Genomic DNA, 25,826 nt, shown 5'->3' on the forward strand with positions numbered 1-25,826 from the left:
CGGAGGGGGACGCCGGGAGCCTCAGGCGAGGGCTGCGGCTCCGAGCCCGGATCGGAGGAACCGCTGCAGGTTGCCGCCGAGGACGGCGAGGATCTCCTCTTCCCGCCAGCCACGACGCATCAGCGCCTCGGTCACGAGCGGGAGACCTGCCGGGCCCTCGAGGCCCGGCAGGTATCGATCGGCCGGCACGCCCTCGATCGTCGTCTGCACGCAGCACGGTGCCGTGGTGTCTTCCAGCACTTCGCGGACGAAGTCCGGCCCCATCCCGACGTGTTCGATTCCGGCGACCGACACCACGCGTTCGAAGTGGTCGATCAGTGTGTCGATCGTGTACGCGCTCTCATGCAGGTACGGAGCGAAGAAGTTGACGCACACGACTCCCCCGCTCTCGGCGACCCCGGCGATCTGGGCATCGGTGAGGTTGCGGTGGTGGTCGAACAGCGCACGGGCCGAGGAATGCGTGGCCATGACCGGGCGCGTGGCGAGCTCGAGCACGTGGTCGACCCCGCCCGCTCCGAGGTGGCTGATGTCGAAGATCATGCCGATGCGCTCCATCTCGGCGAGCGCTCGGACCCCGGTTCGCGTCAGCCTGCTGCCTGCGGCGTCTTCGCCGCTGCCGTCGGCGAACGCGCTGCGCCCGAAGTGCGCCACCGAGCCGATCCGCACCCCGAGGCGATGCACGGTCTCGAGGAGCTCGACGTCGTCGGCGATGCCGGGCATCCCCTCCAGGGCGAGCACCAGCGCGATGCGGCCCTCGCCGATCACCCGATCGATGTCGTCGCCATCCCCGCACAGACCGACGATGTCTGCGTTGCCCTCCGCCAGCCGATGCGCGGCCTCGATCATGCGGAGGGTGCGACGCAGCGCCCCCTCCGGGCGATACACGTCATCGATGAACACGGGCAGCACCTGCAGCCCGACACCACCTTCGTGCAGCTGGGGAAGCCACTGGGCGCGGAAGTAGTCCGACCACTCGTCCGCGGGGCGGCTCGCCACCGAGCAGAGCAGATCGTTGTGTGCGTCGGCGACGACGGCGCGGCGGTGGAGGGCGAGTGCATCGTTGGCGGTCACGGCACGAGCCTATGGCCGCGTCGGTCGGGATGCTTCGTCGACGGGCACCATGTCGACCGCCCGTCGTGGTGCCGGCGACTCAACCCGCGCGACTCTCGCGCGCGAGCAGGCTCTCCTTGACATCGATCCCCCAGGCGAATCCGCCGAGGGTGCCGTCGGTGCGCAACACCCTGTGGCACGGGACGAACAGCGCCGGTGCGTTGCGCGCGCAGATGGATGCCGCCGCTCGCACGGCGCGGGGATTGTCGAGCCGCGTCGCGAAACCGGTGTACGTCAGAGGCTCGCCCGGCTCGATCGACCGCAGCGCCGACCAGCCGGCGAGTTGGAGGACTGTTCCGGTCTGCTTCACGGCGACATCGTCGATCGCGGAGAGGTCGCCGGCGTAGTAAGCGAGCGCTGCCTCGGCGGCCTCGGTCTCACCGTCTCGGAGATCTTCCGGTCGGTGCGCCGCGGACAGCCTGCCGAGGATCGCCTCGACGTCTGAGGTCCATCCGGAAGACAGTACGCGCTGCCGGTCGTCGGCAAGGATCGTGAACGCGCCGTCCGGCGTCTCGATGGTCTGGATGAGGGCGGTCATGAGGTCTCCTTCGTCGTCGTGTCTTCCGCGGGGGTGGGACGTGCCGCAGCCGAGGCGCGTCGAGGACCCCCGGGGCGTACAGGTGCTGCGCGCCACAGGTGCGCGCTGAGATAGCTCCGCCAGGGGGCGGTGCGCTCGGCCCAGGCGGTGAGCGCACGTGGTTCGCCCGGCAGGCCGGAGGCCGCAGCGCCGGCGCGCAGCGCGACGTCTCCCGGGAGCAGCACATCGGGATCGCCGAGCACACGCATGCGCACGTAGTCGGCTGTCCAGGGTCCGATTCCCGACATCGCGAGCAGAGCAGCGCGCTGGTCGACACCGTCGTCTCCGACCGTGAGCGTCAGGGAGCCGTCGGCGAGAGCGGCCGCAGCGCCGGTGATGGCGCGGATGCGGGCGGCCGGCCCTCGCAGCACCTCGGCTCCGTGGGCGGCGATCGCGGTCATCGTCGGGAAGAGCAGCCCGTTCTCGGTGCGCTCCCCCAACGCCTCGGCGAGCGCTGTGAGCGCGGTCCGGGCGGCGACCACGGTGATCTGCTGACCGACCATGGCGCGGATGAGCATCTCATGCGGATCGGCCGAACCCGGCACCCGGATGCCGGGGGTGCGCGCGACGAGCGGGGCGAGTTCGGTGTGCGCGGAGAGCGCCTCGTCGATCGCCTGCGGATCGGCATCGAGGTCGAAGATGCGCCGCACGATCGACACGAGCGGGGCCAGGTCTCCCAGCCGCGCGACCCGGGCGCGCAGGTGCAGACGAGACGCATCGTCCTGACGCACGTCGAACCATGCGGGTCCTCCCGACATCCGCAGATGCCGGGAGAACGACGTCGACGTCGTCTCCTCGATACCGGGAACGGCGCGTGCCGCCATCCAGGCGAAGATGCCGCTCGCGTCGAGCGGGCCGCGGTAGGGCAGCACGAGGTCGATCGCGCCGGGAACCGCGGACGCCGGAAGCCTTCGTCGGGCCCTGAGCTCGCCCGGGGTGAGTCCGAAGACCTCGCGGATCGTGTCGTTGCATTGTCGGATGCTGGCGAATCCGGCGGAGAACGCGACATCGGAGATCGGCATGTCGGTGCCGACGAGGAGCATGCGCGCGGTGTGCGCCCTGTGTGCTCGCGCCAGTGCGAGCGGCCCGGCGCCGAGTTCGGTGGTCAGCAGCCGCGTGAGGTGCCGGCTGGAGTATCCGAGGCGCGCAGCCAGCCCGGGAACGCCCTCGCGCTCCACCACGCCATCCGAGATCAGGCGCATCGCCCGCGCGGCGGTGTCACCGCGGATGTCCCACGCGGGAGAACCGGGCGCCGCCTCGGGCAGGCATCGCTTGCACGCCCGATACCCGGCCTCGTGAGCCGCGGCGCTCGTCGGATAGAAGGTGACGTTCTGCGGCTTGGGCGTGCGGGCGGGGCAGCTCGGACGACAGTAGATCCCGGTCGAGCGGACGGCGGTCACGAACTGCCCGTCGAAGCGGGTGTCGCGCGCGCTGATCGCGCGGTAGCGCTCGTCGAAGTCGGTCAGGGGGAAGCTCATGCCTCCACTCTGTCACGCTCCCTCGACGCCGACTGGCGGAAATCGGACACGGCTGTCGAGTCGGGAACGCCGAGACCCACCCGCCTCGTCCACCCCCACGTCGCCGGAGCGGCGCGTGCGGGTCTCGACGTGGAGAGTGGGTCTCGAGGTGCGAGCGCGGAGAGCACTCAGTGGAAGAAGTGGCGCTCCCCTGTGAAGAACATCGTGACGCCGGCCTTGCGAGCCGCGTCGACGACCTCCTCATCACGCACGGATCCGCCCGGCTGCACGATCGCCGTGACTCCGGCGTCGATCAGGACCTGGGCGCCGTCCGCGAAGGGGAAGAACGCATCGGAAGACGCGACCGATCCGGCGGCGCGGTCGCCTGCGCGCTCGACCGCCAGCCGGCACGAGTCGACACGGTTGACCTGGCCCATGCCGACGCCGACCGTGGCGTTGTCCTTCGCGAGCACGATCGCGTTCGACTTCACCGCGCGGCACGCCTTCCACGCGAAGATGAGGTTCTCCATCTCCTCGTCGCTCGGACGCTCGCCGGAGACGAGCTCCCAGTTCTTCGCGACGGAGACGATGTCGTCGGGGAAGCGGTCGGCGTCCTGCAGCAGCAGTCCACCGGAGACGAGACGCACATCCATGCGCTCCTGCTGCCAGTCCTCGGGCAGCTGCAGCAGACGCAGGTTCTTCTTCGCCTTGAACACCTCGAGCGCGGCCGGCTCGAACGACGGCGCGACGATGACCTCGGTGAAGATGTCCTTGAGGTTCTCGGCCATCTTGAGGGTGACCGTGCCGTTGGCCGCGATCACCCCGCCGTATGCGGAGACCGGGTCGCACTCGTGCGCGCGCAGGTGGGCGCTGGCGATCGGGTCGAGAGCGTTCGGCGCGGTGGTCGCGATGCCGCACGGATTGGCGTGCTTGATGATCGCGACCGCCGGCTTGACCATGTCGTAGGCGGCACGCAGCGCGGCGTCGGCGTCGACGTAGTTGTTGTACGACATCTCCTTGCCCTGCAGCTGCGTCGCCTGGGCGATGCCGTGGCCGCCGGCACGGGTGTAGATCGCGCCGCGCTGGTGCGAGTTCTCGCCGTAGCGGAGCGTGGCAAGGCGCTCGGCCTGGATCGTCAGGTGGGTCGGGAGGTCGCCGTCATCCTGCAGCGTCCCCTCGGCGAACCACGACGCGACCGCCGTGTCGTAGGCCGCCGTGTGCGCGAAGGCGCGGGCGGCCAGTTCGCGGCGCTGCGACACCGATGTGCCAGCGTCGGCGAGGGCCGAGATGATGCCGGGGTACGACTGCGGTGAGACCACGATCGCCACGTTGGCATGATTCTTCGCGGCGGCACGCACCATCGCGGGCCCGCCGATGTCGATCTGCTCGACGACATCATCGCCGACGGCGCCCGAGGCGACGGTCTCGACGAACGGGTAGAGATTCACGACGACGAGCTCGAACGGGGTGATGTCGAGTTCGGCGAGCTGGCGCTCGTGATCCTCGAGGCGCAGATCGGCGAGCAGACCGCCGTGGATCTTCGGGTGCAGCGTCTTGACGCGACCGTCGAGCATCTCGGCGACCCCCGTGACGGAGGCGACGTCGGTGACGGGGAAACCCGCATCGCGGATGGTCGATGCCGTCGAGCCGGTCGAGACGATCTCGACGCCCGCGTCGGCGAGAGCCTCGGCGAGGACCAGGAGATCGGTCTTGTCGCTCACCGAGACGAGAGCGCGCCGGATCGGCACGGTGTCGCGATCGCGGTAGAGCGTGGGGTCGTGGCGGGGGCCGGCCATGATGGGCTCCTTCGTGCGGGGGGCGTCGGGTGGAGGGGGTCATGAAGAGGGGTCGAGGACGAGCGCGCCGGTGGCGATCCCGCGGACGACGTCGATGAGGAGTCGACGTTCGACGGGTTTGATCCGTTCGTGCAGGCTGTGCTCGGTGTCGCCCTCGAGGATCGCGACACGTTCCTGCGCCAGGATCGGCCCGGTGTCGACACCGTCGTCGACCACGATCACGCTGGCACCGGTCTCGGCCGCGCCGGAGGCGAGGGCGTCACGGACGCCGTGTGCCCCGGGGAACTCGGGAAGGTACGCGGGGTGGGTGTTGATGAGGCGTGGCGAGTACTGCGCGACGAGCGACGGAGGAAGCAGACGCATGAGGCCACTGAGCACCACGAGATCGGGGTTCCAGACGGCGAGCTGGCGGGCGACCTCCTCCCCCCAGGCTTCGCGGCTCTCGTGCTCATGCCACGGCACGGTGAAGCTGGGGATGCCGAACTCCTCGGCGTGGGCGAGCCCGTCCGCCTCACGGTCAGCACCGACGACGATCACCCTGGCGGGGAAATCGGGGTGACGAGCGGCCTCGAGGAGGGCGCGAAGATTCGAGCCGGTGCCCGAGATGAGAACGGCGACCGTGAGCACGCGCCCAGTCTACCGGGGCGCGAAGCCCTCTTCCGCCCGGCTTCCGCTCACGGGCGGTGGACGTCAATCGCGCTCGTGACGCGGCGGGGCGAAGCCGCGGACATCGTCCAGGGGCGCCGTGTCGTCGAACGTCGGCGTCTCGGAGAAGGGGATACCGGGCGCTGTCCGCGCCGATGCGAGGCTCGGATCGAACTCGGTCATCTCGGCGATCCAGCGGTCCGTACGCTCCTCGGCCAGCTCATCGCGGTGACGCGGTGACAGCAGCAGGATCGCGGCGCCGACGAGCACCTCCAGTCCGAGGGCCAGCATGAACGGAAGAGCCGCGGGACCGACATCGGCGAGCTTTCCCGGACCCATCGAGCCGTTCGCGAGCACCGCGGCGAGGCCCGCGACCCCTGCGCTGACGACGGCGATCCCCACCGCGATCGCCGCCCGCTGCATCGTCCCCAACGGCGTGCCCTCCCAGACGAGGCGCGAACGCACCGCCCAGCCGGCGAAAGCACCGGCGGCGATCGGGACGAGCACCACGATCAGCATCCACATCGAACTGTTCTCGGGCAGCAGCCCGAACACCGGGATGCCCGGAACGACTCCCAACTGCGTACCGGCGGGCGAGACCGCGGTTCCGACGCCGACGGCGAAGCCGGGACCGGCGAGCCAGGACGCCGCCCACACGATCAGCGTCGGGAGATACACGAGCTGCGCCAGCGTCATCACGGTCGCGCCGAGCGCATCGACGCGGGCAGCCTGGAACAGCGCCACGACCTCGCCGCCGCGGAACAGCGTCATGACGGCGAGGGCCAGAGCGGCCGCTCCGATCACGCCGACCAGGGTGAAGGCCGTGCCGCGTACGATCGCGACGGGGACGGGCGCCCAATCCTCACGGGCGTCGATGCGGTCGTGCAGACGGTCGAGGACTCCGCCATCCCCCTCTTCCCACGCGACCCGGACAGCCCCGCACACTGCGCCGACGAGGTAGACGGCGGTGGGGAGCCCGATCGCGAGTGCCAGGGGGGTCTGCACGGCATCCAGTCGCGCGGTCAACGCGACCCCCGTGGAGATGGCCGCGAACACCACCGTCCCTGACACTGAGCCGAGCAGCCAGGTTCCGGCTGCCGCGGCCCTGGCACCCGAGCGGGCGGCGAACAGCAGGGTGAAGAGCAGGAACGCCAGCGGGGTGATCGAGACCGCGAACGAGGCCGCCTGCGGGGGGATCGCGAGAGCGACCAGCAGCTCGTCCGGGATCGTGACCTCGAGCGGCACGCCGTGACCGAACTCCCAGAGCGTGCCGGTGAGCGGCCAGAGCGCGCCCCAGTCGGCCGTGACCCCGAAGGCGAGCGTCCACAGCAGCGTCAGCGGCGCGAGCAGCACGACGAGGCCGACGGCCGCAGCGATGGCGGCGTCGAAGGCGGCGAGGAGCGCGACGAGGAGGCGTTGCATAGCGTTTCGAGACTACGACGAGTTGCCGACGAAGCCCTGGGGGCGCGCGTGGGGTCGGCGACACGATAGCGTTTCTCCGGAGGTTTCCCGATGACAACTGCCCCGCCCGCCCCGGCATCCACCGAACCCAAGAACTCCCTGGACCGCTTCTTCGAGATCAGCAAGCGCGGATCCACGATCGGCACCGAGATCCGAGGGGGTCTGGTGACATTCGTCACGATGGCCTACATCGTGATCCTGAACCCGATCATCCTCTCCGGCAAGCCCGATGTCGCCGGAGACATGCTCAGCTTCAACGCCGTGGGCGCCGCCACCGCGCTGACCGCCGGTGTGATGACGATCCTGTTCGGGCTCGTCACGCGCCTCCCGTTCGGTTTCGCTGCCGGCCTCGGCATCAATGCCTTCGTCGCGTTCTCGGTCGTCGGCCAGGTGACCTGGCCCGAGGCCATGGCGCTGGTGATGATCAACGGTGTCGTCATCGTGCTGCTCGCCGCCACCGGGCTGCGGAAGGCGATCTTCGACGCGGTGCCGTTCCAGCTGAAGATCGCGATCACGGTCGGCATCGGCCTCTTCATCGCGTTCATCGGCTTCGTCAACTCCGGCTTCGTCACGGCGACCGGCGCCTCGTCTCCTCCGGTCGGCCTCGGCGTGAACGGATCGGTCGCGACCGTTCCGACCCTGCTGTTCGTCATCACCCTCCTCCTCACCGGCATCCTCGTCGCCCTCAAGATCAAGGGCGGCATGCTGATCGGACTCATCGGCGGCACCGTGCTCGCGGTCATCGTCGAGGCGATCTGGCACATCGGGGCCCGCGGCTTCGATGACGAGGGCAACGTGGTCAACCCGGGCGGCTGGGGCCTGACGGTTCCCGCGCTCGACGGCTCCCCCGTGGGTGTGCCCGACCTCAGCCTGATCGGCGCCGTCGACTTCAGCTTCGATCTGAGCAAGGTCAGCCTCGTCGCGATCGTGATGATCGTCTTCACGCTGCTCTTCACGAACTTCTTCGACGCCATGGGCACCATGACGGGCCTCGCGAAGGAGGCGAACCTCGCCGACGACAACGGCGACTTCCCCCGCATCAAGTCGGCGCTGGTCGTCGAGGGTGTCGGCGCGATCGCCGGTGGCGCGACCTCCTCGTCTTCGAGCACGGTCTTCATCGAGTCGGGCGCCGGTATCGGCGAGGGTGCGCGCACCGGACTCGCGAACGTGGTCACCGGCGTCGTGTTCCTGATCGCGATGTTCCTGACCCCGCTGACGTCGATCGTCCCGACCGAGATCGCCGCTGCCGCGCTGATCATCGTCGGTGCGATGATGATGGCGCAGATCCGCTACATCGACTTCAGCGATTTCCGCGTTCTGCTGCCGGTGTTCCTCACCGTCTCGGTCATGCCGCTGACCTACTCGATCGCGAACGGCATCGGCGCGGGCTTCGTCAGCTGGGTGCTCATCCACGCGTTCTCCGGCAAAGCCAAGTCCATCAGCCCGCTGCTGTGGGTCGTCGGCGCCGGCTTCTTGATCTTCTTCGCCCGAGGTCCGATCGAAGCGCTCTTCGGCGTCGGGATCTGACGCCGATCCGAGATCACGAAAGAGGGGCGGGTGCTGCGGCATCCGCCCCTCTTCCGTACCTCCGCCGCCGCGGCCGTCACATGCATGTGCATCGGCCGGATGCAGGAACACACGCCCCGAGCGGCCATGCATCCGCCGAGAGGTCATGCATCTGACGAGGACGGCCACCTCGCGCGGCTCAGGCGTAGGCAGCGGCGAACTCCGGCGACGGCTCGATCGGCTCGATCACGTCGATCAGCACACCGCCGGGCGCCTCGACGATGAAGTGGCGCTGACCGAAGGCCTCGTCGCGGAGCGGCAGCCGTTCCGACAGACCCCGCTCCCCCACCAGGCGCGCATGCTCGGCAGCGGCATCCGGCACCTCGACGTTGAGCAGCAGCCCGCGCACGGGCTCACGAAATCCCTTGGGGATGGTCTCGTGCGAACGGTCGAGGATCGCGAGCTCACCGCCATCGAAGCGCAGGCTCACGTACCAGTCGGCCTCGAACACCACCTCGAAGTCGAACTCCTCTCTATAGAACCGCGCGCTCGCTGCGACGTCTTCGACCATCAGCACCGGGTAGAAGCTCGTGATCCGCATTCGTCTCTCCTTTACATACAGCGTGTTTGTATTCTGCATGACTAGGATACATACAACCTGTACGTAAGGAAAGAGTCATGCCCCGAGCATCCGCGGCCGACGCCGCCGAGACCGCGCGACGAATTCTCGAGACCGCCACGACCCACTTCGCCGCGCACGGGTACGCCACCGCATCCGTGGACGAGATCGCCCGCCTTGCCGGAGTCACACGAGGTGCGGTCTACCACCACTACACGTCGAAGCCGCTGCTCTTCCGCGACGTCGCGGCCGCCCAGCAGCAGTCCGTGGCCGACGCGATCCGCGACGCCACGGAAGACAGCGCTCCGGATGCCGCTCTCCGCGACGGCAGTCACGCGTTCCTCGACGCGATCACCCGGGGAGCGGCGTCACGCGTGCTGCTCGTCGACGGTCCCGCCGTGCTCGGCGGGGTGCAGTGGCGCCGACTCGACGCGGAGGGACCGGAGCAGGAGCTGCGCACGGGCCTACGCGAAGCCGGCGTCTCCCCCGCGCTCGTGGATCCGCTCACCGCCGCACTCTCCGGAGCGATGAACGAGCTCGCGCTGTGGCTCGCCGCGCACCCCGATGACGCCGACGCGCGGTCGGAAGCGCACGTGGCACTCGAGCGCATCCTGGATGCCGTGGTCCCGCCCAGCTGAGTGCGATGCGGCGCGCCGACGGCGCAGCGCGCCGACCGGCGTCGAGGGTGGAGTCCCGACCCTGAGGAGATCCCGTGCATCACCGACACCGCGACGACCACCCGTTCGACCTGAGACGGGACGTCGACCGGCGCCTCCTCGAGTACCGGGAGCTCATTCTGGCCAGCCTCGAAGGCCTCACCGAAGAGGAGGCGCGGTCCGCGCCGATCCCCGGCGCTCCGAGCCTGCTGGGAGTCGTGCGTCACACGGCGTACGTGGAGGGCGTCTGGTTCGACGAGAGGATCACCGGGCGCCCCCGGGCCGAGAGCGGCCTGCCGGTGGCCACCGCCAACTCCTGGAAAGTGCGGCGCACCGACGATATCGCCTCCGTCACGGCAGAGTGTCGACGCATCAGCGCCCTCGCTGACAGCAATCTGACCGATCGCGGGCTCGACGACGAAGTCGGCGAGAACCGGCACAGCCTGCTCGCGATCTACGTCCACGTGTTGAGTGAGCTGGGCTGGAACACCGGACAGCTCGACATCCTGAGGGCAGCGATCCTCGCTGCCCGCCGCCGAGACGCCGGACCGACCGAACGGGCATGAAAGAAGGCCCCGGAGTGGAGTCCGGGGCCTTCAGATCAAGCGTAGCTCAGATCAGAGCGCTTCGATGATCGCGCGCATCAGGTCTGCCGTCTCGGACGGCGTCTTGCCGACCTTGACGCCGGCGGCCTCGAGGGCCTCCTTCTTCGCCTGAGCGGTGCCGGCCGAACCGGAGACGATCGCACCGGCGTGACCCATGGTCTTGCCCTCGGGAGCCGTGAAACCCGCGACGTAGCCGACGACCGGCTTCGTGACGTTCGCCTTGATGTAGTCGGCGGCACGCTCCTCGGCGTCGCCACCGATCTCACCGATCATCACGATCGCCTTGGTCTCGGGGTCGGCCTCGAACGCCGCGAGCGCGTCGATGTGCGTGGTGCCGATGACCGGGTCGCCGCCGATGCCGATGGCGGTGGAGAAGCCCAGGTCGCGCAGCTCGAACATCATCTGGTAGGTCAGGGTGCCCGACTTCGACACGAGGCCGATCGGTCCCTTGCCCGTGATGTTCGCGGGCGTGATGCCCACGAGCGCCTCGCCCGGCGTGATGATGCCGGGGCAGTTCGGGCCGATGATGCGGGTCTTGTTGCCCTTGCTCTGCGCGTAGGCCCAGGCCTCGGCCGAGTCGCCGACGGGCACGCCCTCGGTGATGACCACGAGCAGGGGGATCTCGGCGTCGATGGCCTCGATCATCGCGTCCTTGGTGAACGCACCGGGCACGAAAGCGATCGACACGTCGGCGCCGGTCTCCTTCATGGCCTCGGCGACCGAGGCGAAGACGGGCAGCTCGACGGCGTTGCCGTCCTTGTCGGTGTGCGAGACCGTGGTGCCGGCCTTGCGGGCGTTGACGCCACCGACGACCTGGGTGCCGGCCTTGAGCATCAGTGCGGTGTGCTTGGTGCCCTCACCGCCGGTGATGCCCTGGACGATGACCTTGGAGTCCTTGTTGAGGTAGATCGACATTCTTCTCGTCCTTCAGTCTCAGGCGTTGGCGAGCTCGGCGGCCTTGTCGGCGCCCTCGTCCATGGTGGCGGCCAGGGTCACAAGCGGGTGTGCGTACTCGGCGAGGATCGCGCGACCCTCGTCGACGCGGTTGCCGTCCAGGCGCACGACGAGCGGCTTGGAGGCCGTGGCGCCCAGCGTCTCGAGAGCACCCTTGATGCCGTTGGCGACGGCATCGCACGCCGTGATGCCGCCGAAGACGTTGACGAACACGCTCTTGACCTGCGGGTCGCCGAGGATGACGTCGAGGCCGGCGGCCATGACCTCGGCCGAGGCGCCGCCGCCGATGTCGAGGAAGTTGGCAGGCTTCACGCCGTTGTGGTTCTCGCCCGCGTAGGCGACCACGTCGAGCGTCGACATGACCAGACCCGCGCCGTTGCCGATGATCCCGACCTCGCCGTCGAGCTTCACGTAGTTGAGGCCCGACTCCTTGGCCTTGGCCTCGAGCGGGTCGGCTGCGTCCTTGTCCTCGAGCGCTTCGTGCTCAGGGTGACGGATCTCGGAGGCGTTGTCGTCGAGCGTGACCTTGCCGTCGAGCGCGATGATGTCGCCCTCTTCGGTGCGCACCAGCGGGTTGACCTCGACCAGCGTCGCGTCCTCGCCCTTGTACACGTCGTAGAGCTTCACGAAGACATCGGAGACCTTCTCGATGAGGTCTTCGGGGAAGTTCGCCGCGCGAGCGATCTCGACGGCCTTCTCCTTGTCGATGCCCGTGAGCGGGTTGACCTCGACGCGTGCGAGCGCCTCGGGGCGTTCGACGGCGAGCTCTTCGATCTCCATGCCGCCCTCGACCGAGCAGAGGCTCAGGTAGGAGCGGTTGGCGCGGTCGAGCAGCACGGAGAAGTAGAACTCCTCGGCGATGCGCGCACCCTGCGCGACCATGACGCGCTTGACGATGTGGCCCTTGATGTCGAGGCCGAGGATGGCCTTCGCTGCTTCGTACGCCTCGTCGGGCGTCTTGGCGACCTTGACGCCGCCCGCCTTTCCACGGCCGCCGGTCTTCACCTGAGCCTTGACGACGACCACTCCGCCGATCTTCTCGGCAGCCGCCCTCACCTCTTCAGGGGTGTCCGCGACGATGCCGGCGAGGACCGGCACTCCGTACTTTTCGAAAACGTCTCGTGCCTGGTACTCGTACAGATCCACTGTGGTTCCTTCACTGGGCTGCTGTCTGGTAATTCTCTCGATGTCGAGACATCGACCAGTCCCCCAGCCTACTACCCCGAACTGAGCGCTCCTGCGGCCCCGGCGCCTCGACCGCTCAGCGTCGAGTCGGCACCCCGGCTCCACGCGCGGGGAGGGCGACCCGTCGAAGCTGTCGGGTGATCAGGAACGGCATGACCACCAGGGCCGTGCCCGTGGCGACGATCACGGGGCGCACCACGACCACCGGCAACGAGCCCCACAGGGCGATGAGGATCGCGCCGATCATGACGGCACCGAGCACAAGTTCGCACACGAGGAGCTGGCGGCGCACCGATGCGCTGTCCTCGGCCATGGTCGTCTCGCGCCCGCGCACCGAGATGTGCGAGGTCCATCGCGTGCCGTCCCACCAGCGCCGCGTCCCGCGCCGCCGCGTGTCGAACCAGCCGGCCGGAATCCCGTCATCTCTCACGCTCCTCAGTATGACGGCGACGCCTCGGCGTCTCCGCCCGGCGAGGTCTAGGCTTTCGCCATGCACGAATCCGCAGAACTGCGCACCGGCGTCGTCGCCGCAGCGCTCGAACTCTTCAGCGCCCAGGGGTTCGACCAGACGTCGGTGGAGCAGATCGCCAAGGCCGCCGGCGTCTCCCGCTCGACCTTCTTCCGCCAGTTCGGCGGCAAGGAGGACGTGGTCTTCGCGGATCACGAGGTGCTTCTGGAACAGCTCAGGGAGTTCCTCGAAGAGGGGCACGATGACCCGTGGGGCGCGGTGTGCGCGGCTTCGGAGTCGGTCTTCGCCCACTTCGCGCACGACCCGGAACTCGCCAGGCGCCGCTATCAGATCGTGCGACAGGTCCCCGTGCTGCGCGAGCGCGAGATCATCACGGTCTTCCGCTACGAGCGACTGTTCGACGACTACCTGCGCGGGGCGCTCCCCGGCGTGGATCCCCTGGACGCGGTCGGCTTCGCCGCCTTGGTGACGGCCGTGCACAACCATGTGCTGCGCCAGCTGCTGCGTGGCCGCAAGAAGGTGCCGCTGGCGACACTGCAGACGGCGCTGGCCGACGTCCGCCGTCGCTACGGGGTTGCGGGCGAGGCGGCCACCGCCCCGGATGACATGGTGGTCGCGGTGTTCCCCCGCTCCATGCCGATCGCCGAGGTCAGCCGCAGGCTGCAGTCACAGCTCGACTAGCTCGACGTGCCGTCGGGTCGTGGAACCGAGTATCGAGGAGTACGATACTTGGTGCCACGAAGGAGTCCCATGAGCACTGCAGCCTCCCCCTTCCCCGGCGAGCGCGTCTCGTCGTACGACATCACCGGACGTCAGGACAGCGACTACTACGCCGTCTTCACCGACATCCCCGCCGCCGATCGGGAGGCGTGGGACCGCGCGAAGGCCTACGTCGACGAGGTCGCCCCGCAGATGGCCGACGCCTGGGACCGCGCGGAGTATCCGCTCGATGCCGCGCGTCGGATGGGCGAGATGGACCTCGTCGTCGACGGGGTGCAGCACCCGTCGCTCACGAGCCTGTCGCCACTGGCCGCAGGACTGGTGAACATGGAGATCTCCCGCGGCGACGGCTCCCTGGGCACGATCCTCGCGGTGCAGGGCGGACTCGCACTGCGCACCCTGGCCCTGTTCGGCTCCCCCGCGCAGCAGGAGAAGTGGCTGACGGGCCTCGCCGACGGCTCGGTGCTGGGATCGTTCGCCCTGACCGAGCCCGATCACGGTTCCGACTCCGTCTCGCTGGAGACCGTGGCCCGCCGCGACGGCGACGGCTGGAGCCTCCGCGGAACGAAGAAGTGGATCGGCAACGGCGCCTCCGGCGGCATCACCTTCGTCTGGGCGCGCATCGACGACGAGGGCGCCGAAGAGCATGGCGCCGTGCGCTGCTTCCTCGTGGAGCAGGAGACCCCGGGCTACACAGGCAGCGTCATCCGCGGAAAGGCCTCGCTGCGCGCGATCCACCAGGCACACATCGTGCTGGACGACGTACGGGTGCCCCTCGATGCGGTGCTGCCGGGGACCAAGAGCTTCAAGGACGCCTCGATCGTGCTGTACGCGACCCGTTCCGGTGTCGCCTGGTCGGCGCTCGGACACGCGACCGCCTGCTACGAGGCCGCCCTCGCCTACGCCACCCAGCGGGTGCAGTTCGGAAAGCCCCTCGCCAGATTCCAGATGGTCCAGGAGCGTCTGACCCACATGCTCGAAGACCTCACCGCCATGCAGCTGTACTGCCGGCGGATGGCAGACCTCGAGACCGCCGGTGAACTGCGCCCGACCCAGGCCTCGCTGGCGAAGTTCCACAACACGCGTGCCGCGCGCCGCATCGCCTCGACCGCCCGCGATCTGCTCGGCGGCAACGGCATCCTGCTCGAGAACGGCGTGATGCAGCACATGGCCGACATCGAGGCCATCCACACCTACGAGGGAACCGAGAGCGTTCAGGCCCTGCTGCTCGGGCGCGACATCACCGGGATGAGCGCGTTCGCCTGAGGGCGGATCCCCGGAGTCGACTCACCGGCGTCGGGCGCTCACGTGGCGCTCTCGACTCGCCGCCGACCCCGCGACCGCCTGCACCGCGAGGAGCAGCACGAGCGCCAGGACCGGGACGACCCACCCACCGACCGTGGCGTGCAGGATGCCGAGGCCGAGCGGACCGAAGCCGGCCAGCAGGTAGCCGACTCCCTGCGCCATCGTCGACAGGTGCGCCGTGTGCCTCGCATCCGGCGCGCGGAGCACGATGTACGTCAGCGACAGCGAGATGGCGGCCCCCTGCCCGAGACCGAGCAGCGTCATCCAGAGCCAGGGCGCGGCTCCACCGGGCGCGACGAGGAGGCCGATCAGCCCCGCCGCGCAGAGCAGCGCGGAGAGCACGACGGGGAGCCACGTCGGCCGCATGCGGCGCATCATCGTCGGCACGAGGAGCGCCGCCGCGATCCCGGGAAAACTGGAGTACGACAGCAGCACCCCGGCATCCGACACCGAGACCCCGCCGTCCTGCAGCATCGTGGGAATCCAGGTCAGGGCCGCGTAGTAGCTCAGGCTCTGCAACCCCATGAACGCGGTGACCGCCCACGCGACCGGGTCCCGCAACAGCGCCGACATCCGCGGCTCGTCGATGGGTTCCGTGATCGCATCGACGGGAACGCCCGCCACCGCCGGGGAGGTGACGACCCGACGCATCGCCCGGGGCAGCCAGACCGCCAGGGCGAGTGCGGCGGGAATCGCCCAGACCCCCAGCGCGCCACGCCACGACCCGTCCAGGGCGATCATGAACGGCACCGTGAATGCGGCCGCCGCGGCGGCACCCAGGAACAGCGATGTGGAGTACAGCCCCATCATCAGACCGAGACGGTGCGCGAAGTCCTGCTTGATCACGGCGGGCATGCAGACGTTCGCGACCGCGATGCCCGCCCCCACCAACACCGTGCCGCCGAAGAGAGCCACGGGTGAGGGAAGCAGGCGGATGCCGATGCCGAGTGCCACCACGACCATCGTCAGCGCGAGCAGCCGATGCAGTCCGATCCAGCGTGTCAGCGCGGGCGTCAAGAACGCGAAGGCGCCGAAGGCGAACACGGGGATCGTCGTCAGGAGCCCTGCCGCGGCTGCTGGGATCCCCAGGTCCTGCTCGATCGCGGGGAGGACGGGTCCGACAGAAGCGACGCCCATGCGCAGGTTCAGCGCGATCAGCAGCAGGCCGGTGCCCACGTAGATCCCGGTGAGGATGCCGCCGCGCCGGGTGGACGGCCTGGTCAACGGGGTCGGCGCGGTATCGAACGGTTCCTGCATCGTGGTCATGCATCGAGTCCAGCATTCACCCGGTATGTCAGGAAACACGTACACTGCATTTTGATGTCGAATACCCGCCAATCCTCGCGAATGGTCGACCTGAATCTGGTCGACTTCGATTCCCTGGCGGCCCTGCCCATGGAGGGCGCCTACCGGTTCGCGCACGCCGAGACCTCCCCCCGCCACGCCCACCCGCTCGGACACCTGGTGCATGCCGCTTCCGGAGTGCTGTCGCTGCTCACCGACGAGGGTGCCTGGATCGCGCCGTCGACCCGCATGGCCTGGGTGCCCGCCGGCGCCGAGCATCGTCATCGCGCGCACGGGCGCACGGACATGCGCATCGTCCATCTGACCGACGAGCTCGCCGCACTGCTCCCGGCCTCCCCTGCGGTGCTCGTCGCGACGCCACTCGCGCGCGAAGCCGTGCTGTCGATGACCTCCGACCGCACACGCAGCGACGAAGCCCTGGACCACCTGCGTCGCGTGATCGTCGACGAAGTCGTGACCGCGCCCGAGCAGCCACTCCATCTCCCGGAGCCCCACGATCCGCGCCTGCGCCGTGCCGCACGCATCGTCGAGGATGACCTCGCTCTGCCCGTGCCGCTCGGAGAACTCGGCGCACGCACCGGCACCGCCGAGCGGACGCTGAGCCGCCTGTTCCAGCAGGAGACCGGCATGGGATACCGGCAGTGGCGCCTGCAACTGCGCGTGCATCGGGCACTCGTCCTGCTCGCCGACGGCGCCACGGTGACCGACACGGCCTCCGCATGCGGGTGGGCCACGACCAGTCAGTTCATCGAGCAGTTCACACCGCTCGTCGGGATGACCCCCGGCCGATACCGGCTGTCGCAACCGACCGCGTGAGGGGAAGGACCACGACTGCGGTCGGCTCAGACCACGCGCGCCATGCACACGAGGCGTTCGCGATCGTCCCACGAGGGCACCCGCTCGAAGCCTCGCGATTCGTAGAGACGCACGGGGCCGTCCCGCCATTCCCACACCGACAGCCGCACCTGCGACGCACCGAGATCGACCGCATCGGCCACCGCCGCGTCCAACAGCGCCGAACCCACCCCGCGGCCGCGCACGTCAGGCTGCGCCCACAATCGCTTGATCTCCGCCACACCGTCGTGCACGGACAGCACCACGACCCCGACGATGCGTTCGTCGAGCTGCGCGACCCGCACTCGATGCGCGGCATACGCCTCGGCCGGGTCATCGACCTCGCGGAGATAGCGGTCGGGCAGCGGCACGGCGGAATCGCGCTCGGATCCGTGTTCCTGCCGACTCTTCTCCCGCTCGGTCTGCAGCAGATACGCACGCACAGCCGCACCGACCTCGAGTGCGTCGGGTCCGGTCAAGTCGGCGAGCCGGATCGACGGTCGGTCGAGCCCGGATCCCGCCTCGGCGCTCACGGTCAGTCGCAGCCGCAGCCGCCGGACGGCGTCTTCACCATGAAGCACACGTCGCACACGCCGTAGTCGCGATCCTCGACCGGCTTCGGAGCCTTCTCGGCCCGCGGGGCGGAGACGCGAGGAGTCGTCGTGCGCTTGGCCGCGCGCGGCGGGGTGAGCGGGATGAACTCGCTGGGGTGGCTCACGTAGAAGTACGGCGCCCGGCCTTCGCTCGGCTGCAGACGCAGCGGAGCGGAACCGACGACGAGGCGCTCGTCCTCGGTGAAGCCGTTCGTGTAGGTGCGCCCGATGTGCAGAGGGGCGCCCTCACCTCGACGGATCGCTTCGATGTAGCGACCGCGGTCGATGAACGAGCTGATCCCGATCGCTTCGACGATGGCGGTGATGAACGCGTGGTTGGCCGGATCGATGCGGTGCGCGCGCAACGCCTCCGGGAGCGAACGGTATGGACGGGAGGTGCCTGCGGGGGTCGGCCCCTGTACTTCTTTCATCAGTTCCAGGATCGCACGCCCAGAGGGGTACAGCCGACCGTTTTCCGCTCGTATACGTGCCAAACTGACGTCATGGCCCAGGCGACGATCATCGGCTCCGGCCCGAACGGGCTCGCTGCCGCAGTGACGCTCGCGCGCGCCGGCTATCGGGTGCGAGTTCTGGAGGGCGCCGACACCATCGGCGGCGGGGTGCGCACACGCGAATCCACGCTTCCGGGGTTCCGGCACGACCTCTGCTCCGCCGTGCATCCGGCCGCCCTCTCCTCCCCGTTCTTCCAGGCGTTCGGCCTCGACCGGCGGATCGAGTGGATCCGTCCCGACGCCTCGTACGCGCATCCGCTCGATGACGGGCGCGCAGCGATCGCCTGGCGCGACATCGAGCGCACGGCGGCGGACCTCGGAGTCGACGGATCCGCCTGGACCTCACGTCTGCGTCCACTCAGCAGCCACATCGACGGGGTCGTCGACTTCACCGGCAACCAGCTGCTCCGCATCCCCCGCGATCCGGTGACCGCCGCGCGTTTCGCGATCCGGATGCTGGACCAGGGCACTCCCCTGGCAGCTCGCGCCTTCCGCACGGAGGAGGCGGCGGCGCTCATCTCCGGGGTGGTCGCGCACGCCAACTCGCCGCAGCCCTCCCTCGCGGGTGCGGCGGCCGGGCTGCTGCTGGCCGCGCTCGGACACGCAGGCGGCTGGCCGTACCCGCGCGGAGGTGCGCAGCGCATCGCCGACGCGATGGTCGCCGACATCGAGCAGCACGGCGGAACGATCGAGGCGGGCACCCCCGTCTCCGATCTCGGTGCCCTGGACTGGGGCGACCCGCAGCAGGGCGACCTGCTGCTGCTCAACACCTCGCCGCGACTCGCCCTCACGCATCCCGACGTGCCCGCCGGCTACGCACGGGCCCTCCGCTCGTACCGGTACGGGCCCGGAGCAGCGAAGGTCGACTTCGCGCTCGACGGCCCGATCCCGTGGACGAACGCCGACGTGGCAGCGGCCCCGACCGTGCATCTGGGCGGCACCCGCGCCGAGGTATGGGCGAGTGAGAACGCCGTCGCCGCCGGACGCGTGGTTGAGCGCCCGTATGTGCTCGCCGTGCAGCCATCGGTATTGGACGACTCACGCGCCCCCGCGGGGAAGGCCGTGCTCTGGGCGTACATCCACGTGCCCCCGGGTTCGGACCTCGACCCGACCGAGCTGATCACCGCCCAGGTCGAGCGCTTCGCTCCGGGCTTCCGCGACCTCGTCCTCGCGCACCACGCCGTCCCGGCGTCGTCGCGCGAGGCGATCAACCCCACGGAGATCGGTGGCGACATCTCCGGTGGCGTCTTCGACATGCGCCAGGCACTCCGGCGCCCGGTTCTCTCCCCCTCCCCGTGGCGCACGCCGATGCGTGGCGTGTACCTGGCGTCCGCCTCGACACCCCCCGGCCCCTCCGTGAACGGGATGGCCGGTTGGCATGCCGCCTGCACGGCGCTGCGGGATGCCGGAGAACCCGCCACCGTGACCGACCTCTTCGGCTGATCGTCCTCCCCTTCCGCCGCGGATCATCGGCGGCCAGGATGGGAGCATGCGCTACGACATCCCCGCGCCGATGCTCGCCAAGGCGGCGCCGGCCGTGCCCGACCCCGCGAAGACGCCGGGCGGATTGCTGTACGAGCCGAAGTGGGACGGCTTCCGTGGACTCATCGCCTGGGACGGGGAGACGGTGGAGATCGGGTCACGAGGCGCCAAGCCCCTGACCCGCTACTTCCCCGAACTGGTCGACGTGATCCCCCAGCTGCTTCCGGAACCGTGCCTGCTCGACGGCGAGATCGTCGTCGCCACCGGGCCGGACGGCTCGCAGCGCCTGGACTGGGAGGCCCTCAGCCAGCGCATCCACCCCGCCGCCTCACGCGTCGCGAAGCTCGCCGTCGAGACCCCAGCCATGTTCATCGCGTTCGATCTGCTCGCCGTCGGGGTCGACGACCTGCTCACGCAGTCGTTCGAGACGAGGCGCGCACGCCTCGAGACCCTCATGGAGGGCGTCGGACATCCGCTGCACATCACCCGCACGACCCGCGATCGCGAGGCCGCGGTGCGCTGGCTCGCCGAGTTCGAAGGGGCAGGGCTCGACGGTGTCGTCGCGAAGCCGCTCGACCAGCCTTACGCGCCGGGAAAGCGCACGCTGTTCAAGATCAAGCACGCCCGCACCGCCGACGTCGTCGCGCTCGGCTATCGCATCCACAAGTCCGGATCGGGAGTGGGTTCCCTGCTGGTCGGGCTGTACGGCGACGACGGGGAGCTCCACCAGGTCGGCGGCGTGGCCGCGTGGAGCGATGCCCGTCGGCAGGAGCTCGTCGAAGAGCTCTCCCCGCTGGTCGAGCGCGACGAGTCGGGCGACGCCGTGACCGCCGAGGGCGAGCGGTCGCGATTCAGCGGATCGAAGGATGTGTCGTTCGTGCGGCTGCGCCCGGAGCGGGTGCTCGAGGTGCGATACGACCAACTCGAAGGCGCGCGGTTCCGCCACACCGTGCAGTTCGAACGCTGGCGCCCCGATCGCGACGCCCGCTCCTGCACCTACGAGCAGTTGGACACGGTCGCAGGCTACGACCTCGCCGATGTCCTGAGCTGAGCGGGAGCCCTCACTCCTTCTCGGCCGGGGTGCCGTCCTCGTCCCAATTCGCTGCGACCTTCTTGCTCGGCTGCACGCGCGGCGGCTCACCCGGCATCTTCGGGAACTCCGGAGGGAAAGGCAGTTCGCCGAGACCGTTCTGCGTGTCACGCTCCCACCACTCCAGCAGCGTGTCGATGCGGCCAGGGTTGTGCGGCATCGACGCCCACGGGTCGCCGACCTCGCCCAGACGCTTCGGGATGCTGCGCACCGTGAACACCTTCGGATCGAGACCGTCGAGCTCGTCCCAGGCCACCGGCGTCGACACGGTCGCTCCGGGAAGCGCGCGAGGACTGTAGGCACCGGCCATCGTGCGGTCGCGGTTGGCCTGGTTGAAGTCGACGAAGATGCGCGCGCCCCGCTCCTCCTTCCACCAGTTCGTCGTGACCTGCTCCGGCATCCGTCGCTCCAGCTCGCGCCCGGCGGCGATCACGGCGTGCCGCACCTCCAGGAACTCGTGGGTCGGTTCGATCGGCGCGAACACGTGCAATCCTCTGTTGCCGCTGGTCTTGGCGAACGCCTCCAGACCCGCCTCGCGCAGCACCTCGCGCAGGGTGTGCGCGGCCGTGACCGCATCTGCGAAGTCGGTACCGGGCTGCGGATCGAGGTCGATGCGCAGCTCGACGGGGTTGTCCGCGTCAGTGGCGAGCGACGCCCAGGGGTGGAAGACGATCGTGTTCATCTGCACGGCCCACACGATCGCGCTCGCACGGTTCAACACGATCTGCGGATGCTGGCGCCCGCTGTTGTATGTCACCGTCACCGCGTCGACGAAGTCCGGGGTACCTTTGGGCGGGTTCTTCGAGAAGAAGCCCTCGGCCCGCGCCCCGCCTGCGGGTCCGATGCCGTCACGGAACCGCTCGAGCGAGACCGGGCGGTTGCCGTTCGCCGCCAGGAACGGCACCGCGACGAGCTGCACATACTCGGCCAGCTCCGCCTTGGTGATGCCGAGGTCGGGCCAGACCACACGGTTCGGGCTGGACAGCGCGACCTCGCGTTCTCCATCGGAGTCGGCGACGGTCAGGGTCACGCGTTCTGAGGCCATGCTCCGACCCTAGAGCGCCGCCCGGACAGACGGAACCCCGCCGACGCGGACAGTGCGCGGAGTCCGGATCGTCCGTGTCCGGGTCGGTTCAGTCGCCGAGGTCGACCGCGAGCACGAGGACCGGCGTGAGCGCAGCCCGCTCGACGACGATCGACGGACCGGCCGAGTCCACGATCACTCCGGCGATGTCGGCGTGGCTCGTGAGGACCTTCGCCAGCTGCTCCGGCGCGAACGGGAGCGGACGGTCGCCGCGTCCGAGCGCGATGACCTCGAGCGGGTGCGAGAACAGCTGCAGGAACCGACGTCCGTCGGTCGTCTGCGCTTCGGCGATGCCGACGGGGCCACCGCCGGAGCCGTCGTTGACCGCGACCCACATCCGCGTGGTCGCAAGGGCTTCGCCGACCTTGACGACGGAATCCTGTTCCCGGGGAGCGGCGAGGATGCTCTTCACCGTCATGTCGACATCGGCCTGCTCGAGCGTCTTCTGCAGCAGCTCCGTCGGGAACACCACCCGATGCGGGGCCGACGCGTTGTCGACGATGAGGCCGGCGAAATCTCCGGACACGACCTGCTGCAGCACCGAGGTGACCGGCTGGGCGACCGCCGAGGTCGACGACGGGTCCGCTTCGAGCTGCACGGAATCACGTACCGCGCCGGCCGAGCTGAACGCCAGCATGTACTGGTTGTCTTCACTGTCGCGGACGACGGCGACGGAGAGCGCCTTCCCTTCGCTGATCTGGGCACGCGCATCGCCGTTCACGCGGATGTAGAGGTGTCCCTGAAGAGCCTGACGCATGACGCCGAGGAGCTGGTCGTTGGTCGCGCCCGCCTCGATCTCGCTGAGGGCCTCACGCAGGAGGACATTGTCCTTCATGCCGGCGACGGTCTCGGTCTGCTCCGGCGGCAGCACGGAGGCCAGAGGCAGGCGCCGCTCCTGGGGCGTCTCGGGCTGAACGGGCGGAGAGGGAGAAGCCTGCGGCGCGGCGGGCGCCGCAGAGGCGGACGAGGCGTCGGAGTTCGAAGTGCCGTCGGACGCCGGAAGGGAGACCTCGGGGCCCGCCTCGGCACCGACGCCCCGGAACGCCTGCACCGAGATCCCGATCGAGGGCGCTTCGACGGGCTGCTCGGCGGTCGGGCTCTCTGATGTCGTGTGCTCTCCGGCGACCGCGCCCGCACCGTTCTGCGTGGTGTCGTTCGGCGCGCTATCGCTCGCGACAGCCTCGGCGGTGGGGGCGACGACATCGTCACCGGACTTCTTGCGGCGGGAGAAGAGGGCCATATGAGCCAGCCTAACCGGCAATCCGGTCGGTGTTTCGCCGAGGCGGAAACACCTGCGGTGGGCTAGATCTTCTCGATCGGCGCGACCTTGATGAGGAGCTTCTTCTGCCCCGCCGAGTCGAATCGCACGTGAGCGATGCGCTTGGCACCCTCGCCCGTCACCGCATCCACCCGCCCTTCGCCGAAGTCGACGTGACGGATGCGGTCGCCGGCGGCGAGCTCGAGATCACCGTTGTCGCGCATCTTGGCCGTGACCCGGTTGGGGAACTTGTCCATCGCCGTCGACAGCGGCTTCAGGGAGTCTCGACCCGGCAGCGACTTCACCGCGAAACGATCGCCCGAGCCCGAGCCGCCGAAGCCGCCCTGGCGACGCGCGTTCAGTGCGCGCGACTGCATCCCCCCGCGCGAGTTCACGTCGCCCGGAGACTGTCGCCAGTCGATCAGGCCCGCCGGGATCTCCTGCAGGAAGCGGCTGGGCATCGCCACCGTGACCTCGCCGAACTGCGCCCTCGTCATCGCGAGAGAGAGGTGCAGACGCTTGCGCGCACGCGTGATGCCCACGTAGAAGAGACGGCGTTCCTCCTGCGGTCCCCCGGGCTCGCCGGCCGAGATGCGGTGCGGGATGAGATCTTCCTCGACGCCCGTGACGAACACGGCGTCATACTCCAGGCCCTTCGCCGTGTGCATGGTCATGAGCGAGACCGAGCCCGACTCGTCGTCGAGGTCATCGGCATCGGAGACCAGAGCGACCTCGGTGAGGAAGTCGACGATCGTGCCCTCCGGGTTGTTGCGCGCGAAATCACGAGCCACCGCGACGAATTCGTCGAGGTTCTCCACGCGCGCCTCGTCCTGAGGGTCGCGGCTCGCACGCAGGGCGTCGAGGTATCCGCTCTTGCCCAGCAACAGGCTCAGGCCGTCGGCCACCGCGGTGGGGGGAGGCAGCTCGCCGCTCGCGGGGGTCAGGATGGCGGCGGCTTCGGTGAGCACCGCGTCGAGCTGCCCGATCGCCGCTTGGATCTTCGGCCCGACCCCGAGCTGACCCGGCATCGACAGCGCATCGCGGAAGCTGATCCCGTGCTCCTCGGCGAACCGTGCGATGGCCGTCTCCGTGACGTCGCCGATGCCGCGCCTGGGCTTGTTCAGGATGCGGCGCACCGACATCTCGTCGGCCGGGTTCGCGACGGCGACGAGATAGGCGAGCGCGTCCTTGATCTCGGCGCGATCGTAGAACTTGGTGCCGCCCATGATCTTGTACGGCACCGCCGAGCGGATGAAGATCTCCTCCAGCGCACGGGACTGCGAGTTGGTGCGGTAGAACACCGCCATCTCGGAGTAGGGCATGCCGGCGCGGTGCAGGGCCTCGACCTCGTCAGCCACGAACTGCGCCTCGTCGTGCTGCGAGTAGCCGGTGAAACCGATGATGGGATCGCCGTCGCCCTTGTCGCTCCAGAGCTTCTTGTCCTTACGATCGAAGTTGTTGCCGATCACCGCGTTCGCCGCCGACAGGATGTTCTGCGTCGAGCGGTAGTTCTGCTCGAGCAGCACGACGCGGGCGCCGGGGAAGTCACGCTCGAACTCGCTGATGTTGCGGATGTCCGCGCCGCGGAACGCGTAGATCGATTGATCGGAGTCGCCGACCACGGTGAGCGAGGCACCGGGTTCGCCGGCGTCTGCGGTGGGGGCGGGATCGGGCTCGAAGATCATCATGCCGTTGGAGGCATACGGATCCGGCGCGGCACCGGCAGCACCGGACACGGGGCGCGTGAGCTCGTGGATCAGCGAGTACTGCGCGTGGTTCGTGTCCTGGTACTCGTCGACCAGGATGTGACGGAAACGACGACGGTAGGTGTCGGCGACCTGCGGGAACGCTCGGAACAGATACACGGTCTGCCCGATGAGGTCATCGAAGTCGAAGGCGTTGGCCTTCTGCAGCTGCCGTTGGTAGTCGGCGAAGACCTCGATGAAGACGCGCTCGGCCGGGTCGCTCATGTTGGCCTGACGCGCATACGACTCGGCGTCGGACAGCTCGTTCTTCAGCTTCGAGATGCGCGACTGCACGGACGCGGGTGTGAGCCCGTAGGCATCGGCCTCGTGCTCTTTGACCAGGCGCTTGAGGAGAGCCCGCGAATCGCCCGAATCGTAGATGGTGAACGACTTCGTGTACCCGAACTGCTCGGCCTCGCGACGCAGGATGCGCACGCACGCGGAGTGGAACGTGGAGATCCACATGCCACGGGCGGCATCGCCGATCAGCCCTTCGACACGCTCGCGCATCTCGCCCGCGGCCTTGTTGGTGAAGGTGATCGCGAGGATCTGGCTCGGCCATGCCTCTCGGGCCCGCAACAGCGAGGCGATGCGGCGGGTGAGCACGCTCGTCTTGCCCGATCCGGCGCCCGCGACGATGAGCAGCGCCGGGCCGCGGTAGGTGACGGCCTCGAGCTGCTGAGGGTTGAGGCCGGCGAGGAGATCGTCCTGCCCCGGGGCTCCCGACGAGCGAGGACCGGCGGTGGAGGGGACGATGAGAGGAGCTTCGGTCATGGCCCTATGAGTCTAGGCGTCGGCACCGACACCGCGGCACGGCCTCGCGCCGTCCGGAGGCCTGCTCACGACGCGGCGTCCCGA

The 25,826-nt window shown here is 69.3% G+C and carries 24 protein-coding genes; 8 read left to right on the top strand and 16 right to left on the bottom strand.

Translation table 11 applies throughout. The features are described 5' to 3' along the window. Window positions 1-21: 21 nt before the first annotated feature. From L687_RS26645 to L687_RS26670, 6 genes are all read right to left on the bottom strand, one after another. Window positions 22-1,071, bottom strand: a complete 1,050-nt coding sequence (locus L687_RS26645; RefSeq protein WP_021198853.1) for a dipeptidase — start codon at window positions 1,069-1,071, stop codon at window positions 22-24. Window positions 1,072-1,150: 79 nt separating this feature from the next. After that, window positions 1,151-1,648, bottom strand: coding sequence for a methylated-DNA--[protein]-cysteine S-methyltransferase (locus L687_RS26650; RefSeq protein ID WP_021198854.1), 498 nt, complete (start codon window positions 1,646-1,648; stop codon window positions 1,151-1,153). Then, on the bottom strand, window positions 1,645-3,165 hold the full coding sequence (locus L687_RS26655; RefSeq protein WP_021198855.1) for a DNA-3-methyladenine glycosylase 2 family protein: 1,521 nt from the start codon (window positions 3,163-3,165) through the stop codon (window positions 1,645-1,647). The genes L687_RS26650 and L687_RS26655 overlap by 4 nt, the downstream gene beginning before the upstream one ends. Window positions 3,166-3,332: 167 nt before the next feature. Continuing rightward, window positions 3,333-4,940 carry a bifunctional phosphoribosylaminoimidazolecarboxamide formyltransferase/IMP cyclohydrolase gene (gene purH, locus L687_RS26660; RefSeq protein ID WP_021198856.1) on the bottom strand — a complete coding sequence of 536 codons (1,608 nt, stop codon included), beginning with the start codon at window positions 4,938-4,940 and terminating at the stop codon, window positions 3,333-3,335. Window positions 4,941-4,979: 39 nt separating this feature from the next. Beyond that, a complete protein-coding gene (gene purN, locus L687_RS26665; RefSeq protein WP_021198857.1) occupies window positions 4,980-5,567 on the bottom strand; it encodes a phosphoribosylglycinamide formyltransferase in 588 nt (195 codons plus the stop codon). A gap of 63 nt (window positions 5,568-5,630) precedes the next feature. After that, entirely contained in the window at window positions 5,631-7,007 is a 1,377-nt protein-coding gene (locus tag L687_RS26670; RefSeq protein WP_021198858.1) for a cell division protein PerM, read from the bottom strand. Between the two features lie 90 nt (window positions 7,008-7,097). On the opposite strand from L687_RS26670, the gene L687_RS26675 reads away from it, so the two are divergent. Next, window positions 7,098-8,573 carry an NCS2 family permease gene (locus L687_RS26675; RefSeq protein WP_021198859.1) on the top strand — a complete coding sequence of 492 codons (1,476 nt, stop codon included), beginning with the start codon at window positions 7,098-7,100 and terminating at the stop codon, window positions 8,571-8,573. A 178-nt stretch (window positions 8,574-8,751) separates the two neighbouring features. Here the strand turns inward: L687_RS26675 and L687_RS26680 are convergent, their stop codons facing one another. Further along, complete coding sequence (locus L687_RS26680; RefSeq protein WP_021198860.1) at window positions 8,752-9,153, bottom strand: VOC family protein; 402 nt, start codon at window positions 9,151-9,153, stop codon at window positions 8,752-8,754. A 77-nt stretch (window positions 9,154-9,230) separates the two neighbouring features. Here L687_RS26680 and L687_RS26685 point away from each other — a divergent pair, with 77 nt between their 5' ends. Further along, window positions 9,231-9,809 carry a TetR/AcrR family transcriptional regulator gene (locus L687_RS26685; RefSeq protein ID WP_021198861.1) on the top strand — a complete coding sequence of 193 codons (579 nt, stop codon included), beginning with the start codon at window positions 9,231-9,233 and terminating at the stop codon, window positions 9,807-9,809. A 74-nt stretch (window positions 9,810-9,883) separates the two neighbouring features. Then, window positions 9,884-10,393, top strand: a complete 510-nt coding sequence (locus L687_RS26690; protein ID WP_021198862.1) for a mycothiol transferase — start codon at window positions 9,884-9,886, stop codon at window positions 10,391-10,393. A 51-nt stretch (window positions 10,394-10,444) separates the two neighbouring features. On the opposite strand, the gene sucD is transcribed toward L687_RS26690, so the two are convergent. The 3 genes from sucD to L687_RS26705 form a co-directional block, all read right to left on the bottom strand. Then, window positions 10,445-11,347, bottom strand: coding sequence for a succinate--CoA ligase subunit alpha (gene sucD / locus L687_RS26695; RefSeq protein ID WP_021198863.1), 903 nt, complete (start codon window positions 11,345-11,347; stop codon window positions 10,445-10,447). A gap of 18 nt (window positions 11,348-11,365) precedes the next feature. Beyond that, window positions 11,366-12,532, bottom strand: coding sequence for an ADP-forming succinate--CoA ligase subunit beta (gene sucC, locus L687_RS26700; RefSeq protein WP_021198864.1), 1,167 nt, complete (start codon window positions 12,530-12,532; stop codon window positions 11,366-11,368). 115 nt (window positions 12,533-12,647) lie between these two features. Next, entirely contained in the window at window positions 12,648-13,001 is a 354-nt protein-coding gene (locus tag L687_RS26705) for a DUF2510 domain-containing protein (protein ID WP_021198865.1), read from the bottom strand. Between the two features lie 60 nt (window positions 13,002-13,061). Between L687_RS26705 and L687_RS26710 the strand changes: the two genes are divergently transcribed. Then, a complete protein-coding gene (locus L687_RS26710; protein ID WP_021198866.1) occupies window positions 13,062-13,721 on the top strand; it encodes a TetR/AcrR family transcriptional regulator in 660 nt (219 codons plus the stop codon). Between the two features lie 69 nt (window positions 13,722-13,790). After that, entirely contained in the window at window positions 13,791-15,026 is a 1,236-nt protein-coding gene (locus L687_RS26715; RefSeq protein WP_021198867.1) for an acyl-CoA dehydrogenase family protein, read from the top strand. A gap of 21 nt (window positions 15,027-15,047) precedes the next feature. Here the strand turns inward: L687_RS26715 and L687_RS26720 are convergent, their stop codons facing one another. Further along, a complete protein-coding gene (locus tag L687_RS26720; RefSeq protein WP_021198868.1) occupies window positions 15,048-16,331 on the bottom strand; it encodes a CynX/NimT family MFS transporter in 1,284 nt (427 codons plus the stop codon). Window positions 16,332-16,385: 54 nt separating this feature from the next. Between L687_RS26720 and L687_RS26725 the strand changes: the two genes are divergently transcribed. Then, window positions 16,386-17,186 (top strand): AraC family transcriptional regulator, encoded by an 801-nt coding sequence (locus L687_RS26725; protein WP_081860082.1) that lies wholly within the window; start codon window positions 16,386-16,388, stop codon window positions 17,184-17,186. Between the two features lie 26 nt (window positions 17,187-17,212). Here L687_RS26725 and L687_RS26730 read toward each other — a convergent pair whose 3' ends face one another. Next, window positions 17,213-17,794 carry a GNAT family N-acetyltransferase gene (locus L687_RS26730; protein ID WP_200861058.1) on the bottom strand — a complete coding sequence of 194 codons (582 nt, stop codon included), beginning with the start codon at window positions 17,792-17,794 and terminating at the stop codon, window positions 17,213-17,215. Beyond that, on the bottom strand, window positions 17,740-18,228 hold the full coding sequence (locus tag L687_RS26735; protein WP_152525861.1) for a hypothetical protein: 489 nt from the start codon (window positions 18,226-18,228) through the stop codon (window positions 17,740-17,742). Before L687_RS26735 ends, L687_RS26730 begins: the two co-directional genes overlap by 55 nt. Window positions 18,229-18,300: 72 nt before the next feature. Between L687_RS26735 and L687_RS26740 the strand changes: the two genes are divergently transcribed. Together L687_RS26740 and L687_RS26745 are read left to right on the top strand one after the other, a co-directional pair. Further along, window positions 18,301-19,752, top strand: coding sequence for a phytoene desaturase family protein (locus L687_RS26740; protein WP_021198872.1), 1,452 nt, complete (start codon window positions 18,301-18,303; stop codon window positions 19,750-19,752). Window positions 19,753-19,798: 46 nt separating this feature from the next. Next, window positions 19,799-20,842: an ATP-dependent DNA ligase gene (locus L687_RS26745; protein ID WP_021198873.1), complete on the top strand. Its 1,044-nt coding sequence runs from the start codon at window positions 19,799-19,801 to the stop codon at window positions 20,840-20,842. A 10-nt stretch (window positions 20,843-20,852) separates the two neighbouring features. Here the strand turns inward: L687_RS26745 and ligD are convergent, their stop codons facing one another. The 3 genes from ligD to L687_RS26760 form a co-directional block, all read right to left on the bottom strand. After that, window positions 20,853-21,926, bottom strand: a complete 1,074-nt coding sequence (gene ligD / locus L687_RS26750) for a non-homologous end-joining DNA ligase (protein WP_021198874.1) — start codon at window positions 21,924-21,926, stop codon at window positions 20,853-20,855. An 88-nt stretch (window positions 21,927-22,014) separates the two neighbouring features. Next, the gene (locus L687_RS26755; protein ID WP_021198875.1) at window positions 22,015-23,205 is read right to left on the bottom strand and encodes an SseB family protein; all 1,191 of its coding nucleotides are present in this window, start codon (window positions 23,203-23,205) and stop codon (window positions 22,015-22,017) included. A 62-nt stretch (window positions 23,206-23,267) separates the two neighbouring features. Then, window positions 23,268-25,742 carry an ATP-dependent helicase gene (locus tag L687_RS26760; RefSeq protein ID WP_021198876.1) on the bottom strand — a complete coding sequence of 825 codons (2,475 nt, stop codon included), beginning with the start codon at window positions 25,740-25,742 and terminating at the stop codon, window positions 23,268-23,270. Window positions 25,743-25,826 lie beyond the last annotated feature (84 nt).

This window comes from Microbacterium maritypicum MF109 (assembly GCF_000455825.1).
GTDB classification, from domain to species: Bacteria; Actinomycetota; Actinomycetes; order Actinomycetales; family Microbacteriaceae; genus Microbacterium; species Microbacterium maritypicum_A.